General features: G+C 70.0%; 11 protein-coding genes. 5 read left to right on the top strand and 6 right to left on the bottom strand.

Annotated features, from left to right (window positions below; genetic code table 11):
• Positions 1-61 precede the first annotated feature (61 nt).
• Complete coding sequence (panB, locus tag B0675_RS01430; RefSeq protein ID WP_081216904.1) at positions 62-949, bottom strand: 3-methyl-2-oxobutanoate hydroxymethyltransferase; 888 nt, start codon at positions 947-949, stop codon at positions 62-64.
• Positions 950-1,207: 258 nt separating this feature from the next.
• Between panB and B0675_RS01425 the strand changes: the two genes are divergently transcribed.
• The 4 genes from B0675_RS01425 to B0675_RS01410 all read left to right on the top strand — a co-directional run bounded on the left by B0675_RS01425 (position 1,208) and on the right by B0675_RS01410 (position 6,166).
• Positions 1,208-2,818, top strand: a complete 1,611-nt coding sequence (locus tag B0675_RS01425; protein ID WP_081221525.1) for an MFS transporter — start codon at positions 1,208-1,210, stop codon at positions 2,816-2,818.
• A gap of 101 nt (positions 2,819-2,919) precedes the next feature.
• Entirely contained in the window at positions 2,920-3,540 is a 621-nt protein-coding gene (locus tag B0675_RS01420) for a TetR/AcrR family transcriptional regulator (RefSeq protein WP_241539667.1), read from the top strand.
• Positions 3,541-3,740: 200 nt separating this feature from the next.
• Positions 3,741-4,778, top strand: coding sequence for an endonuclease/exonuclease/phosphatase family protein (locus B0675_RS01415; RefSeq protein ID WP_081216902.1), 1,038 nt, complete (start codon positions 3,741-3,743; stop codon positions 4,776-4,778).
• A gap of 167 nt (positions 4,779-4,945) precedes the next feature.
• A complete protein-coding gene (locus B0675_RS01410) occupies positions 4,946-6,166 on the top strand; it encodes an MFS transporter (RefSeq protein ID WP_081216901.1) in 1,221 nt (406 codons plus the stop codon).
• Positions 6,167-6,271: 105 nt separating this feature from the next.
• On the opposite strand, the gene B0675_RS01405 is transcribed toward B0675_RS01410, so the two are convergent.
• The 4 genes from B0675_RS01405 to B0675_RS01390 form a co-directional block, all read right to left on the bottom strand.
• On the bottom strand, positions 6,272-8,326 hold the full coding sequence (locus tag B0675_RS01405) for an NAD(+) synthase (RefSeq protein ID WP_241539666.1): 2,055 nt from the start codon (positions 8,324-8,326) through the stop codon (positions 6,272-6,274).
• A 127-nt stretch (positions 8,327-8,453) separates the two neighbouring features.
• The gene (locus tag B0675_RS01400; RefSeq protein ID WP_081216900.1) at positions 8,454-10,397 is read right to left on the bottom strand and encodes a S53 family peptidase; all 1,944 of its coding nucleotides are present in this window, start codon (positions 10,395-10,397) and stop codon (positions 8,454-8,456) included.
• Between the two features lie 396 nt (positions 10,398-10,793).
• On the bottom strand, positions 10,794-11,417 hold the full coding sequence (locus B0675_RS01395) for a DUF305 domain-containing protein (RefSeq protein ID WP_081216899.1): 624 nt from the start codon (positions 11,415-11,417) through the stop codon (positions 10,794-10,796).
• Positions 11,414-12,082 carry a DUF3105 domain-containing protein gene (locus tag B0675_RS01390; RefSeq protein WP_081216898.1) on the bottom strand — a complete coding sequence of 223 codons (669 nt, stop codon included), beginning with the start codon at positions 12,080-12,082 and terminating at the stop codon, positions 11,414-11,416. The genes B0675_RS01395 and B0675_RS01390 overlap by 4 nt, the downstream gene beginning before the upstream one ends.
• Positions 12,083-12,415: 333 nt before the next feature.
• Here B0675_RS01390 and glnA point away from each other — a divergent pair, with 333 nt between their 5' ends.
• Positions 12,416-13,777: a type I glutamate--ammonia ligase gene (glnA, locus tag B0675_RS01380; RefSeq protein WP_081216896.1), complete on the top strand. Its 1,362-nt coding sequence runs from the start codon at positions 12,416-12,418 to the stop codon at positions 13,775-13,777.
• Positions 13,778-13,852: 75 nt separating this feature from the next.
• Here glnA and B0675_RS01375 read toward each other — a convergent pair whose 3' ends face one another.
• Positions 13,853-15,121, bottom strand: a complete 1,269-nt coding sequence (locus B0675_RS01375) for a site-specific integrase (RefSeq protein ID WP_081216895.1) — start codon at positions 15,119-15,121, stop codon at positions 13,853-13,855.
• Between the last annotated feature and the right edge of the window lie 55 nt (positions 15,122-15,176).

The following is a 15,176-nucleotide window of genomic DNA, read 5'->3' as shown; positions in this document are numbered from 1 at the left end:
CGACGGGGGAAGATCGGCGGGTTGCCTTGGTGCCGCAGTGGCTCAGGGGCCCCGGAGGGGCCTAGTGGACGGAGTGCTCGTCGAGCGGGAACGCCCCGCCGACCACGTCCTCGGCGAACGAGCGGGCCGCGTCGCCCATGACCTGGCGCAGGTCCGCGTACTTCTTGACGAACTTCGGCACCTTGCCGCCGGTCAGACCGAGCATGTCGGTCCACACCAGCACCTGCGCGTCGGTCTCCGCGCCCGCGCCGATACCGACGGTCGGGATCTGCAGCGTGCGCGTGACCTCGGCCGCGAGCTCCGCCGGGACCAGTTCGAGGACGACGGCGAAGGCGCCCGCGTCCTGGACGGCCTTGGCGTCCCGCAGCAACTGCTGCGCCGCCTCCTCGCCCCGGCCCTGTACGCGGTAGCCCATCGAGTTCACGGACTGCGGGGTGAGGCCGATGTGCGCCATCACCGGGATGCCCGACTCCACCAGCAGCTCGATCTGGCGGTGCGAGCGCTCGCCGCCCTCCAGCTTGACCGCGCCCACCCCGGCCTCCTTGACCAGCCGGGTCGCCGAGCGCAGCGCCTGCACCGGACCCTCCTGGTAGGAACCGAAGGGCAGGTCGCCGACGATCAGGGCACGGCTGGTGCCCCGTACGACCGCGGCGGACAGCATGGTCATCTCGTCCATCGTGACGGGGACGGTGGTCTCGTACCCCAGGTGGCAGTTGCCGGCCGAGTCGCCGACGAGCATCACCGGGATGCCGGCCTCGTCGAAGACGGACGCGGTCATCGCGTCGTAGGCCGTCAGCATGGGCCACTTCTCGCCGCGCTCCTTGGCGGCGGTGATGTCGCGCACCGTGATGCGGCGGGTGCTCTTTCCTCCGTACAGCGCCTTGCTGCTGTCGGTGGCCTTGAGGGCACCATCCGCAGGCTGCTTCTGGGCAGCCGAAAGCTGCGTCATCGCAACGGCTCCTTCTGTCATCTCGTGGCGCCCTGACGGCGTCCCCGGATCGCCTCCATGGTGGCATCTCGTGCCACGCGCGGCTAGACCGGGCCCGCCGCCCCGGTGTCTGTTTCGCCACTGCGGCGCTCCGGGCGGTCCGGCTCCGGCCGGAGACCCCGGTGCTCCCGGGGACGGCCCAGGTCCGATCGTAAGTTCTGCGTAAAGCCTTTCCGATACGAGACGGTGCCGTATCGAATATCCCCTAGGGTGTTCCTCATGACAACTTCCGCTCCTCCGTCCGAACGGCGTGTGCCCGAGGCGGTGCACAGGCGCCGCTGGGCGATCCTCGGCGTGCTGATGCTCAGCCTGCTGATCGTGGTGCTCGACAACTCGATCCTGAACGTCGCGATCAAGACGATCTCGACCCCGGCACCCACCGGTCTCGGCGCCACCCAGGGCGAGCTGGAGTGGGCCATCAACGCCTACACGCTCGTCTTCGCCGGACTGCTGTTCACCGCGGGGCTCCTCGGCGACCGGCTCGGCCGCAAGAAGGTCCTGCTCGCCGGTCTCGCGGTGTTCGGCATCGGATCCGCGCTCGCCGCCGAGTCCGGCTCGCCGGTCCAGCTGATCGTGTTCCGCGCGCTGATGGGTTTCGGCGCCGCCTTCGTGATGCCCGCGACCCTCGCCGTCCTGATGAACGTCTTCGAGCGTGACGAGCAGCCCAAAGCCATCGGCATCTGGGCGGGCGGCGTCGGCCTCGCCATCGCGATCGGACCGATCACCGGCGGTGTCCTGCTCGACCACTTCTGGTGGGGCTCCGTCTTCCTGATCAACGTCCCGATCGTGGTCCTCGCGATCGGCCTGATGATCTGGCTGGTCCCCGACTCCCGCGACCCGAACCCCGGACGCCTCGACCCGGTCGGCGTCGTCCTCTCGGTCGTCGGCCTCGTCCTGCTCGTCTACGGCATCATCAAGGGCGGCCAGCTCGCCGACTTCACCGACCCGCAGGTCCTCGCGACCATCGGCGCCGGTCTCGTGGTCCTCATCGGCTTCGTCATCTTCGAGAAGCGCAGCGACCACCCGTCGATCGACGTCTCGTACTTCCAGAACAAGGTCTTCTCCGCGGCCATCTCGGCCATCGCGCTGGTCTTCTTCGCGCTCATGGGCGTGACCTTCTTCTCGGTCTTCTACACCCAGAGCGTGCGCGGCTACTCGCCGTTGCAGACCGGCCTGCTGATGCTCCCGCTGGCCGCCGCCCAGATCATCTTCGCGCCCCGCGCCCGGCTGGTCGTCGACCGCTTCGGCAACCGCGCCACCTGCACCGCCGGCCTCGTGATCATCGCCGCGATGCTCGCCGCGTTCGCCACGCTGGAGGCCGACACGCCGATCTGGATCCTGGAGGTCATCTTCTTCCTGATGGGCACCGGCATGGCGCACATCATGACCCCGACCAGCGTCGTCATCATGCAGGCGCTGCCCCGCGAGAAGGCGGGCTCCGCCTCCGCGCTCAGCAACACCTTCCGCCAGGTCGGCGGCGCCCTCGGCATCGCCGTCCTCGGCTCCGTGCTCTCCACGGCCTACCGCAACGGCATCGAGGACAAGCTCTCCCTCGTCCCGGCACCGCTGCGGCACACCGCGGGCGAGTCCATCGAGGCCACCCTCGGCGTCGCCGCCAGGCTCGGACCGCAGGGCAAGGCCCTCGTCACCCCGGCGAACGACGCGTTCCTGCACGCCATGCACGTCACCGCCCTGTGCGGCGCGGGTGTCGCGGTCATCGGCGCGGTGGTCGTCGCCCTGTTCCTGCCGGGCCGCCCGCCGGCGCAGCAAGCGGGCAAGGACGAGGCCGAGTTGGTGAAGGCGACGCCCGCATCGGCCGGGCAGGACTGATCACGGCGTACGGACCGCGGGCACCCCCACCGGGCGGTGCCCGCCACCGCCGTGCACGGGGGGACAATGGCAGCAGGTCGAGGATGGGAACGGAGTTCGACGTGAGTCTCGCGGAAGGCCGTGACAGGCAAGGGTGCCCCAACCGGGGGAGGCCCCGCAGCGAGGCCGTGGAGCACGCCATCATCGAGGGCGTGATGAAGCTCCTGGAAGAGGGAGTTCCGCTCGCGGACATCTCCATCGAGCGGCTCGCCCGCACCGTCGGCGTCGGCAAGGCGACCATCTACCGCCGCTGGAGCGGCAAGGACGAACTGTTCGTCGACGTGATGCGCGCCGCCGAACCCCAGGACCCCGAACTCCCCGGCGTCTCCATGCGCGACGACCTCGTCGTCCTGCTGGAGTCGCTGCGCCGCCGCGGCCTGGTCAGCCGCTCCTCGGCGATCCTGCACAACGTGCACGCCCAGATGAAGAGCAGCCCCAAACTCTGGGCCGCGTACGACGCGACCGTCATCGCCCCCCGACGCCAGATCGGCTACGAGGTGCTGCGCCGCGGCCAGGAGAACGGCGAACTCCGCGCCGACGTCGACATCGAACTCCTCAACGACATGTTCGTCGGCCCGATGCTCGTCCGGACCGTGATGCGCCCTGACACCGATCTGCCCGAGGGTCTCGCCGAACGGGTCGTCGACACACTGCTGGAAGGGCTGCGCCCCGCCCGGCCGTGAACCGGACCGTTCCTGACGGTGCGAATGTGCGCGTTTCGTCACAGAGGGCATGCCACGGGCCTCCGAACGGAACTCCGGACGTGAACTTCTACGTCCCTCTGCCCGTACGGCCGTCCAGGACGGCGAGAACGACACCGAACATCCCCTAGGGTCGTAGCCGAGGGGCAGACGGTGCGCACGGCAGTTTGTGAGGCGACGGTATGGCGCAGGCGTATATGACGGAGACGGGCAGCGGCGGCCACGGGCCGGACCGCAGAGGATCCCGGTTCCGGCGCCTGTTCGACGGCTGGCGCGGGGACCGCGGCATCTGGCGGCGCGGCGTGGTCCTCGCCGCGATCGCGATCCTCCTCGCCCTGGTGATGCTCACCCACGCGCAGATCCCCAACCGGATCGGCAACCTCGGCAGCCTCACCGAGACGTTCCTGCCCTGGGCCGGACTCCTCATCCCGGTCCTGCTGGTCCTCGCCCTGGTGCGCAAGTCCGTCACGGCCCTGATCGCCGTGCTGCTGCCCGCGGTCGTCTGGCTGAACGTCTTCGGCGGCCTGCTCACCGACAAGACCGGCAGCGGAGGCGACCTCACCGTCGCCACCCACAACGTCAACGCCGACAACCCGGACCCGTCCGGCACCGCCCGCGACGTGGCCGCCTCCGGCGCCGACGTACTGGCCCTGGAGGAGCTGACCGCGTCCGCCGTGCCGGTGTACGAGCGAGCGCTCGCCTCGACGTACAAGTACCACTCGGTGCAGGGCACCGTCGGGCTGTGGAGCAAGTACCCCCTCAGCGGCACCCGGCCCGTGGACATCAAGCTGGGCTGGACGCGCGCGATGCGGGCGACCGTGACCGCCCCGGCCGGCCAGGTCGCCGTGTACGTCGCCCACCTGCCGTCGGTGCGCGTGAAGATGGAGGCCGGGTTCACCGCCCGGCAGCGCGACAAGAGCGCCGACGCGCTGGGCGAGGCCATCGCCGACGAGCCGCTGAAGCAGGTCGTCCTGCTCGGTGACCTGAACGGCACGATGAACGACCGCGCCCTGAACGCCGTCACCGCGCAGATGCGCTCCACCCAGGGCGCGGCGGGCAGCGGCTTCGGCTTCAGCTGGCCGGCGTCGTTCCCGATGGCCCGGATCGACCAGATCATGGTCAAGGGCATCGAACCGGTGACCTCGTGGACCCTGCCCGAGACCGGCAGCGACCACCTCCCGATCGCCGCCCGCGTCTCGATGGACGCAACCGCCTCTTAACCTCCTGGAATACTGGGCCCGGCAGACTTTGTTCACCGGCTGAACTTAACGTTCGATCCGCGACCCGCACACATGGCCGTGTGCGGGTCGCGCCGTGCGCCCGCGACCCCGTACGCCCCCGCGTGCGCCCCCGACCCGCTCGTCCCCGCTTCTGTGAAAGGCCTCTCATGCCTCTGGCCCTGCTCGCCCTCGCCGTGGGCGCCTTCGGCATCGGCACCACCGAGTTCGTCATGATGGGGCTGCTGCCCGACGTCGCCGACGACCTGCACATATCCATACCGACCGCGGGACACCTCGTCTCGGCGTACGCGCTCGGTGTCGTGATCGGCGCCCCGCTGCTCGCCGCGGCCACCGCCCGGATGTCCCGCCGCACGGTCCTCATCTCCCTCATGGGCCTCTTCGTGGTCGGCAACGCGCTCTCCGCGTTCGCCCCCGACCACCACTGGCTGCTCGCCGCCCGTTTCCTGAGCGGTCTTCCGCACGGCGCCTTCTTCGGCGTCGGCGCCGTCGTCGCCACCGGCCTGGTCGCCCCCGAGCGCAAGGCCCGTTCCGTGTCGCTGATGTTCCTCGGCCTGACCGTCGCGAACATCGTCGGCGTCCCGGTCGCCACGGCGATGGGCCAGCACCTGGGCTGGCGCGCCACCTTCCTCGGCGTGAGCGTGATCGGCGTCGCCGCCATCGCCTCGCTGTTCCTGCTGATCCCGCACGACCGCGCGCACGCCTCCGAGGGCGGCCTGCGCGGCGAACTGGCCGCGCTGCGGTCGCTGCCCGTCTGGCTGGCCCTCGGGACGACCGTCGCGGGCTTCGGCGCGCTCTTCTCCGCGTACAGCTACATCACGCCCATGCTCACGGACTCCGCCGGATACGCCGAGGGCAGCGTCACCCTGCTGCTGGCGCTCTTCGGTGTCGGCGCGACCGCGGGCAATCTGCTCGGCGGCCGGCTCGCGGACCACTCGCTGCGGGGCACCCTCTTCGGCGGCCTGGTCTCCCTGGTCGCGGTCCTCGCGCTCTTCCCGGTCCTCATGGGAGCCCAGTGGAGCGCCGCCGTGGGCGTGACCCTGCTCGGCACGGCCGCCTTCGTCACCGGCTCGCCGCTCCAGCTCATGGTCATGGAGAAGGCCGCGGCCGCACCGTCCCTCGCGTCCTCCGCGAACCAGGCCGCGTTCAACCTCGCGAACGCCGGCGGCGCCTGGATCGGCGGGCTCGCCCTGGCCGCGGGCTTCGGCGCGACCTCGCCGGCCGTCGCCGGAGCCGCGCTCGCGGTCCTGGGGATCGCGGTGGCGGGCACCGCGTACGCGGTGGACCGGAGCCGCACCACGCGGCCGGTCCCGCACGCGCGCGTGGTCGCCTCGGGCGTGCCCGACCGGCCGGAGGCGCTGCGCCGCTGAGCCGGGCCCGGGGAGCCGCGCCGCCGGAACCGTCCGGGGGCGCGGCTCCCGCCCCACAGCCGGGCCCCCGGCCCTCGTGAGGCCGGCCCCCGGCTCTCGGAGGGGTCAGTCCTCGGTCTCCGGCGGATCGAAGCGGGCCAGGTCGCGCAGCCAGGTGCGGGCCGAACTGTCGGACGGCGCCCGCCAGTCGCCGCGCGGCGAGAGCGAACCGCCGGCCGAGACCTTCGGCCCGTTCGGCATCGCCGAGCGCTTGAACTGCGCGAACCCGAAGAAGCGGCGGCAGAACACGTCCAGCCAGCGCCGGATCTCCGGCAGGTCGTACGCGTCCCGCTTCGTCGCCGGGAAGTTGGGCGGCCAGGCGCCCGCGTCCGGGTCGTGCCACGCGTGCCAGGCCAGGAAGGCGATCTTCGACGGCCTGAAGCCGTACCGCAGCACGTAGAACAGGGTGAAGTCGTGCAGGGCGTACGGGCCGATGCGCGACTCGGTGGACTGCATCTCCTCGCCCGGCACGAGCTCCGGGCTGATCTCCGTGTCGAGGATCGCGGCGAGCGTCCGGTCGGTGTCCTCGCCGAACTGGCCGCTGCCGATGACCCACCGGATCAGATGCTGGATCAGCGTCTTCGGCACTCCCGAGTTGACGTTGTAGTGGCTCATCTGGTCGCCCACGCCGTACGTGGACCAGCCGAGCGCCAGCTCCGACAGGTCACCCGTGCCGAGCACGATGCCGCCGCGCTGGTTGGCGAGCCGGAACAGGTAGTCGGTGCGCAGTCCGGCCTGGACGTTCTCGAAGGTCACGTCGTACACGGGCTCGCCGGAGGCGAAGGGGTGGCCCATCTCGTCCAGCATCAGCCGTGCGGTGGGCGTGATGTCCAGCTCGGCCGCGGTCACACCGAGGGAGCGCATCAGCTCGTGCGCGTTGCCCTTGGTGTGGTCACTGGTGGCGAAGCCGGGCAGCGTGAAGGCGAGGATGTCGCTGCGCGGGCGGCCCGCCCGGTCCATCGCACGGGCGGCGACGATCAGCGCGTGCGTGGAGTCGAGCCCGCCGGACACCCCGATGACCACCTTGGGGCCACCGATCGCCGCGAGCCGCTGCTGCAGCCCCGCGACCTGGATGTTGTAGGCCTCGTAGCAGTCCTGGGCCAGCCGGTCGGGGTCCGCGGGCACGAACGGGAAGCGCTCGATCCGGCGCCGCAGGCCGAGGTCGCCGGTGGGGGCGTCGAGCCGGAACGACAGTGTCCGGAACTCGGCGGTGCGGGTGGAGTGGGTGCGCCGGTTGTCGTCGAAGCTGCCGGTCCGCAGCCGTTCCTGGCGCAGCAGGTCGAGATCGACGTCCGCCACGGAGAACTGGTCGTCGAGCGGGAAGCGGTCGGACTCGGCCAGCAGCGTCCCGTTCTCGTAGATCATGGTCTGGCCGTCCCAGGACAGGTCCGTGGTCGACTCGCCCAGCCCGGCCGCCGCGTACACGTACGCGGCGATGCAGCGCGAGGACGCCGAGCGGCACATCAGCTTGCGGTCCTCGGCCCGGCCGACGGTGATCGGGCTGCCGGAGAGGTTGGCGAGGACGGTCGCGCCCGCCAGGGCCGCCTCTGCGCTCGGCGGCACCGGCACCCACATGTCCTCGCAGATCTCCGCGTGCAGCACCAGACCCGGCACGTCGTCGGCGGCGAACAGCAGGTCCACGCCGAACGGCACGGTCTCGCCGTCCAGCCGCATCGAGCCACCGCGCTCGTCGTCGCCCGCCGCGATCTGCCGGCGCTCGTAGAACTCCCGGTAGTTCGGCGGATAGGACTTGGGCACGACACCGAGGACGCGGCCCCGGTGCACGACCACCGCGCAGTTGTAGACCCGGTTGCGGTGACGCAGCGGGGCGCCCACGACCAGGACCGGCAGGAGCTCCGCCGACCCCGCCACCACCGTACGGAGCGCTTCCTCGACCTGGTCGAGCAGCGCGTCCTGGAGCAGCAGGTCCTCGATCGAGTAGCCGCACAGTCCCATTTCCGGGAAGGCGGCGACGGCGACACCCTCGTCGGCGCACCTGCGCGCCTGGCGCAGCACCGCCTCGGCGTTGGCCTGCGGGTCCGCGATGACGGTGTGGCCCGTGCAGGCGGCGACGCGTGCGAAGCCGTGCTGATAGGGCGACCGGAAGTTCAGAGGAGGCACCCGGCCAGTGTAATCGTCAGAGCGACGCGATGGCATGCGGGTGGGGGAGGCACGGCCCGCTCGGGCGCAGAACGCGCGATGCGCCCGCCTCCGGTGGAGAGGCGAGCGCATCGCGGGTGAGCGCCGGTCAGTGACGGCTGTACGAGCTGACGTAGCCCGGGGCGGGAGAGCCCACGCCGGTCACGTCGTCGTAGCCCTTCACGGCCTTCAGCGAGCTGTCCGCGCCGAGGGTGCGCACCGAGGTGAGCAGACCGTCCGCCGCGTCGATACCGTTCGCGAAGTCGACGCGCGCCACGGCGAGTCCGGAGCCCTTGACGGGGTGGTCCGTGACGTCGTGGTACGCCTTCGAGCCGGCCTTGGAGTAGATCGACGGGTTGGCGAAACCGATCGCCTTGCCGCCGCGCGCCTCCTGGGCGAGCGCCTGAACCGCCGCGATCACCGGAGCGGCGAGCGAGGTGCCGCCGATGCGGTACTCGCTGTACTGCTCCGTCCCGTCCGGGAAGGTCTGCGTCTGGCCGACCTTGAAACCGGTGTTGGGGTCGGCGATCGCCGAGATGTCGGGGACGACCCGGTTGCCCGCGGCGTTGTTCGCCTTGGCCAGCGCGTTCGGGACGACGCCCTTCTGGTAGTACGGCTCCGCCACGGTCTTGCTCGTGCCGCCGCCCGCACCCGAGGTGAACGCGCCCGGGAACCCGGTCCAGCTCTTGCCGTCCTCGGACAGCGAGGCCTTCTCGGTGCCCCAGCCGGTCTCCCACAGGTACTTGTCGCCCTTGCCGACCGCCAGCGAGGTACCGCCGACCGCCGTCACCCACGCCGAGTTGGCCGGGGTGTCGACCTGCTTCGTGCCGGTGTTGGCGACCTCGTCGCCGTTGTCACCGGAGGAGAAGTAGAAGCCGATGCCCTCGACCGCGCCGAACTGGAAGACCTGGTCGTAGGCCGCCGCGAGGTCCGGGGTCTGGTTGGCCTCGATGTCGCCCCACGAGTTGGAGACGATGTCGGCCAGGTGCCCGTCGACGATCTTGCTGAGCGAGTCGAGCAGGTCGTCGTCGTAGCAGGACGCGGCACCCACGTACGTGATGCTCGCGCCCGGCGCGACGGCGTGCACGGCCTCGACGTCGAGGGTCTCCTCGCCGTACCAGCCCGCCGCCCCGCACTCCTCGGTCTTCGTGTACCCCGCCGGCAGCACCTGACGGAGCTGGCTGGTGGAGTACTTCGCGTCACCGTGCTTCGCGGCGTAGGTGGCCGCGTCGTAGGCGATGGTCGGCGAGGCGTACGCGTCCGTGATGGCGACGCGGACGTTCTTGCCGGTGCGGCTGCCCGCTCCGTACGCGGCACGCAGCTGCTTGCCCGTGTACCCCTGCACGGCGTACGGGATCTTCTTCCCGTAGGCGGAGGGCAGGGCACTCGCGGTGTTCGATCCGTAGTACGAGGAGAACGGCCCGGCGTTCTTGAACACCGCGTCCGGCGGCGGCAGCTGGTCCGCGTGCTGCGCCTTGTGCGGGGCGTTGTCCAGGCCGGTGACGGTCAGGACGGCGCCGTTCAGGGCGGCCGGCGCGGAGGCCGTCTTCGACGGCGCGCGGTAGGTCTTCTTGCCCTTGGTGAAGTTGTGCAGCTGCGTGCCGAACGCCTTCTCGGCGGCGGCCACGTCACCGGTGACGGAGACGTAGTGCTGCGTGGTTCCGGTGACCTTCAGGCCCGCGGACCGCAGCCACGAGGTCACCGCGGCGACCTGCGCCTTGGTGGCTCCGAAACGTGCCTGCGTCTTCTTGGCGCTCAGGTACTTGCCGTACGAGGCCGAGTTCGGGTCGGACACGGACCTGGCGTACGCGGCCAGACCCTTGGCGTCCCGGCCGGCGAGGTAGACCCGGGCCGAGACCTGGGAGCTGTCCGAAGCAGCGCCCTTGTCGGCCGTGGCGGTGGCCCACGCGGGCTTGGTGCCCGAGAGGGTGTCCCGGCTCGGACCGTCCGCGGCGTGGGCCGCGGGTATGCCGAACGCCAGCGCACCGGCGAGCAGCGGCAGTGTCGCCGCCATGCTCACCCCGGCACGCCTGGTGGCGCGATTGGATCTCATAGAACCCCCTGCGATGCGGTTCGTCGCATGTAGTGGTTGGTCGGTGAACCACGTGGGACCCCACGCCCTACCAGGGCGGGAGGAATGGATCACAGATGGGGGCCACTCTTGCGATGAACCGTTCATGCCAGGGGAATGAAAGAGCCAAGGAAACCCCAAGTGGCCGTGATTCACGGTTGTTTGGGACGATTTGATGGATCTTCGTGCCCAAGATCGAGGGTTTTCCCTCGGTCTGTCGGGATCACGGGCAGGGTCGGAGCCAGGCACGTCACGGTGACGGTGGAACAGGGTGCGCGACAGGGTGGGCGGAACAGGGCGGGCGCGCGACGGAACCCTGGAACAGGGCGTGGTGGAACCGGCCGGAACCCGACGGCCGGTGACGGGGCGTCCGTCCTCCTAGTCGCGCGGCTTCGCGCCCCGCTGGTCGAGGAGGTCGGCCATCAGGTCGAGCTCCGACTGCTGCGAGGCGACCATGCCCTGCGCGAGCCGCTTCTCCACGCCGACCGTGCACTTCTCGACGCAGCCCTCCGCCATGTGGATGCCGCCCTTGTGATGGTCGGTCATCAACTGGAGGTAGAAGACCTCGGCCTGCTTCCCTTCGAGCGTGCCGAGCCGCTTCATCTCGGTGTTGGTGGCCATGCCCGGCATCAGCGAACCGTCCTTGCCGGAGGCCATGTCGCCCATGCCCATCCAGGTCATCGGCGGGTCGGCCGACACCTTCGGCAGCTCCCACAGGTCGAGCCAGCCGAGCAGCATGCCCCGCTGGTTGGCCTGCGTCTGCGCGATGTCGTACGCGAGCCGCCGCACCTCCGTGTTTTTGGTGCGGTCCCGGACGATGTACGACATCTCCACGGCCTGCTGATGGTGGACCGCCATGTCCCGGGCGAACCCCGCGTCGGCCGAGTCGGCGGCGGGCGCCCGCGTCCCGGAGTCGTCGCCGTCGGCCACCGCGTACGTGATCGCCCCGGCCGCGACCAGCACGGCCGCCGCGCCGCCCGCGACCCACCCGACGTGCCTCACTGCGAGAGACCGTTGGTGCAGGCGGCACCCGGCTCGGGCGTCTGCTTGCCCTGCACGAACTCCGAGAAGAACGCGTCGACGTTCTTGTCGGTCGCGCTCGTCACCGTGCGCTGCTTGCCCCAGGCGCTCAGCATGATCGGGTCCTTCTGGTCGTCGACCGGGCTCATCAGCGTGTACGGGGTCTTCTTGACCTTCGCGGCCAGCGCCTTGACGTCGCCCGCGGACGCCTTGGCGTTGTACGTCACCCACACGGCGCCGTGCTCCAGCGAGTGCACGGCGTTCATGTTGTTGATCGCCTTGGTGTAGACGTCGCCGTTGCAGTTCATCCAGACCTGGTTGTGGTCACCGCCGACCGGGGGTTCCATCGGGTAGGACACGGTCTTCGTGACGTGGTTGCGCGCGAGGGTGCCCTTCCAGGTCCGCACGCCGTCCGCGCCCGTGACGAAGTGCCCGGAGGCCTGCTTCGCGTCGCTCGCGGTGCTCTTCTCGTCGTCGGACTGCGACTGGACGAGCACGACACCGCCGACGGCCAGACCGGCGACGACGACCACGCTCGCGGCGATCACCAGGATCCGGTTGCGCCGGGCGCGCGCACGCTCGGCACGGCGCAGTTCCTCTATACGGGCCTTGCGCGTCGCGGTGGCGGTGTTCTTGGCGGAACCCATGGTGAGTCCTTATGGGGATGGGACGGTCGGTGCGCTGATCGTAATCGTGCGGGGAGCGTTGTCGGCAGGGCGGGCGCGGGATTGGCCGAAGCCGGACGGGGCCGGTCCCGGAGCGGTTGAGGGTCGGCCCTTACAGGCGGGGCCGTGAGCAGGCAGTATGGGCACCGGAGCAGGACACCTCCCGTACGCGAGGCGTTCAGACCGAGGTCGCCCGGCCGATCAAGGTCCGCAACGCGCATGAAATGGTGTTGTGGTGGGATGCTCAGGAGCCCCGATCGTCTCCGAGGCGTGGGAGCAGGCGGCCTGACCAGCAAGGATGGGTGGAAGCGGAAGATGGACAAGCAGCAGGAGTTCGTGCTCCGGACGCTGGAGGAGCGTGACATCCGGTTCGTACGTCTGTGGTTCACGGACGTGCTCGGCTTCCTCAAGTCGGTGGCCGTGGCCCCGGCCGAGCTGGAACAGGCCTTCGACGAGGGCATCGGCTTCGACGGCTCCGCCATCGAGGGCTTCGCCCGCGTCTACGAGTCCGACATGATCGCCAAGCCGGACCCCGGCACCTTCCAGGTGCTGCCCTGGCGTGCCGAGGCGCCCGGCACGGCCCGGATGTTCTGCGACATCCTCATGCCCGACGGCTCCCCGTCCTTCGCTGACCCGCGCTACGTCCTCAAGCGGGCCCTCGCCAAGACGTCCGACCTGGGCTTCACCTTCTACACCCACCCCGAGATCGAGTTCTTCCTGCTGAAGGACCGCCCGCTCGACGGCTCGCGGCCCACCCCCGCGGACAACTCGGGCTACTTCGACCACACCCCGCAGAACGTGGGCCAGGACTTCCGTCGCCAGGCCATCACGATGCTGGAGTCGATGGGCATCTCGGTCGAGTTCAGCCACCACGAGGGTGCCCCGGGCCAGCAGGAGATCGACCTGCGGTACGCCGACGCGCTCTCCACGGCCGACAACATCATGACCTTCCGGCTGATCATGAAGCAGGTCGCGCTGGAGCAGGGCGTGCAGGCCACCTTCATGCCGAAGCCGTTCTCGGAGTACCCGGGCAGCGGTATGCACACCCACCTCTCCCTCTTCGAGGGCGACCGGAACGCCTTCTACGAGTCCGGCTCCGAGTACCAGCTCTCGAAGGTGGGCCGCTCCTTCATCGCCGGCCTCCTCAAGCACGCCGCGGAGATCTCCGCCGTCACCAACCAGTGGGTCAACTCCTACAAGCGCATCTGGGGCGGCTCGGAGCGCACGGCGGGCGCCGGCGGCGAGGCTCCCTCGTACATCTGCTGGGGCCACAACAACCGCTCGGCCCTCGTCCGCGTCCCGATGTACAAGCCCGGCAAGACCGGCTCGGCGCGGGTCGAGGTCCGCTCCATCGACTCGGGCGCGAACCCGTACCTGGCGTACGCGCTGCTGCTGGCCGCGGGCCTGAAGGGCATCGAGGAGGGCTACGAGCTCCCGCCGGGCGCCGACGACGACGTCTGGGCCCTCTCCGACGCCGAGCGCCGCGCGATGGGCATCGAGCCCCTCCCGCAGAACCTCGGCGAGGCCCTGGCCCTCATGCAGCGCAGCGAACTCGTCGCAGAAACCCTCGGCGAACACGTCTTCGACTTCTTCCTGCGCAACAAGAAGTCGGAGTGGGAGGAGTACCGCAGCGAGGTCACGGCGTTCGAGCTGCGGAAGAACCTGCCGGTGCTGTAGGGGCAGGTCAGAGCGGGTTTCCTGCTGATCAGACATGTGGGGCCGACGGTTCGCGACCGTCGGCCCCATGTCCTGTCAGTGCCCGTGGGCCGTCTGTGGGCCGTCCGGCTCCGGATCGGTGGCCGCATACAGCCCGTCCACGGCGTTCCGGGCCCGTGCGTCGCTACTCGGCATGAGGTGCGTGTACACCCGCAGCGTGAACCCCGGATCGTTGTGCCCAAGGTAGTGGCTCAACGCTTTGATGTTCTCCCCGGCGTTCAGCAGGACCGACGCGTAGAAGTGCCTCAGTGCGTGCATGCCGTGCTCGCGTGCAGCCTGGTGACGCTCGCCCGGCTTCGGTTCGGGGATCACTCCTGCCGCGACGAGAGCGGGCTTCCAGGCGTGGGTGTTGAAGTCGGTCCGGCGGACCGCTCCCGCGCCGTCGAGGCGGGTGAACAGCAATTTGTGCGTCACCATGCGGCCGTCCTTCCGTAGCCACGGCAAGGTGATCGAGACCGGTGGAAACTCCTTTATGTGGCGCTTGAGGGCATCCGCCACGCGGTCGGGCAGGGGAACATCCCGAAGCTTGTCCCGCTTCGGCGGGCCGAATACGAGACCCTCGGTCGTCACCTTCACCTGGTTCACGATGTGCAGCCAGCCGGACTCAAAGTCGATTTCGTCGACAGGGAGCCCGAAGATCTCTCCCTGTCGCAGACCGCATCCCGCTCCGAGGTCCACCGCCGCGCGAAAGCGCTCTGGCAATGCCTCCCGGACGCCGAAGACGCGTTGGGCGGTCCACGGCACCACGCGGCCAGTTCCCGCCGCGGGAGGGCGTACGGATTGCGCGTGGCACGGGTTCTTCGTCAGGTGGCCGTCATCCACGGCCGCATTAAGGATGGTCGACACGTTGTTGTAGATCACGCGCCGGTAGGACGTTGCAGGTACAGCCTGTTCCAATTCGCTCAGCCAGTCGCGGATGTGTTCCGGCTTGAAGGAGCCGAGGGGCCGCGAGCCAAGGTAGGGGAGCGCGTGGCCGCGGATCGTGGAGGTGACCGTTTCTCGGGTCGTCAAGTCGGTGGTCTGAGTCTTCAGCCACTTCTCGGCGTACTGCCGGAACGTCGTTCGGCCGGCGGCCGGGTCGATGTAGTTGCCGCTGTCCATGTCGGCCTCTACCTTCGAGAGCCATTTCTCGGCGAGGCGCTTCTGTCCATCGGGGTAGCTTTTGGACTTCTCGGTACTGTCGGGGCCGATGTACCTCGCGCGGTAGCGCAGGCCAGAGCCGTAGCGGTCGGTATGGACTCGGACGGTCTTGCCGTCGGCGTTGGTCTCGGTCTTGTACCAGCGGTCTTGGATGTGGCCAGCCATGCGGCGGCGGTCCTCTCTCGACATACAGCAGGGAGAGCCGTTGGCGACGGCTCTC

The sequence above is a fragment of the Streptomyces sp. M41(2017) genome (assembly GCF_002078175.1).
In the GTDB taxonomy this organism is placed as follows: domain Bacteria; phylum Actinomycetota; class Actinomycetes; order Streptomycetales; family Streptomycetaceae; genus Streptomyces.
Note: the sequence above shows the minus strand (reverse complement) of the source record. Positions and strands in the feature narration are given on the sequence as shown.

Coding starts and splice junctions, on each gene's coding strand:
- panB (WP_081216904.1), bottom strand. CDS start 949: ATGACGCAGCTTTCGGCTGCCCAGAAGCAGCCTGCGGATGGTGCCCTC.
- B0675_RS01425 (WP_081221525.1), top strand. CDS start 1,208: ATGACAACTTCCGCTCCTCCGTCCGAACGGCGTGTGCCCGAGGCGGTG.
- B0675_RS01415 (WP_081216902.1), top strand. CDS start 3,741: ATGGCGCAGGCGTATATGACGGAGACGGGCAGCGGCGGCCACGGGCCG.
- B0675_RS01410 (WP_081216901.1), top strand. CDS start 4,946: ATGCCTCTGGCCCTGCTCGCCCTCGCCGTGGGCGCCTTCGGCATCGGC.
- B0675_RS01400 (WP_081216900.1), bottom strand. CDS start 10,397: ATGAGATCCAATCGCGCCACCAGGCGTGCCGGGGTGAGCATGGCGGCG.
- B0675_RS01390 (WP_081216898.1), bottom strand. CDS start 12,082: ATGGGTTCCGCCAAGAACACCGCCACCGCGACGCGCAAGGCCCGTATA.
- glnA (WP_081216896.1), top strand. CDS start 12,416: ATGGACAAGCAGCAGGAGTTCGTGCTCCGGACGCTGGAGGAGCGTGAC.
- B0675_RS01375 (WP_081216895.1), bottom strand. CDS start 15,121: ATGGCTGGCCACATCCAAGACCGCTGGTACAAGACCGAGACCAACGCC.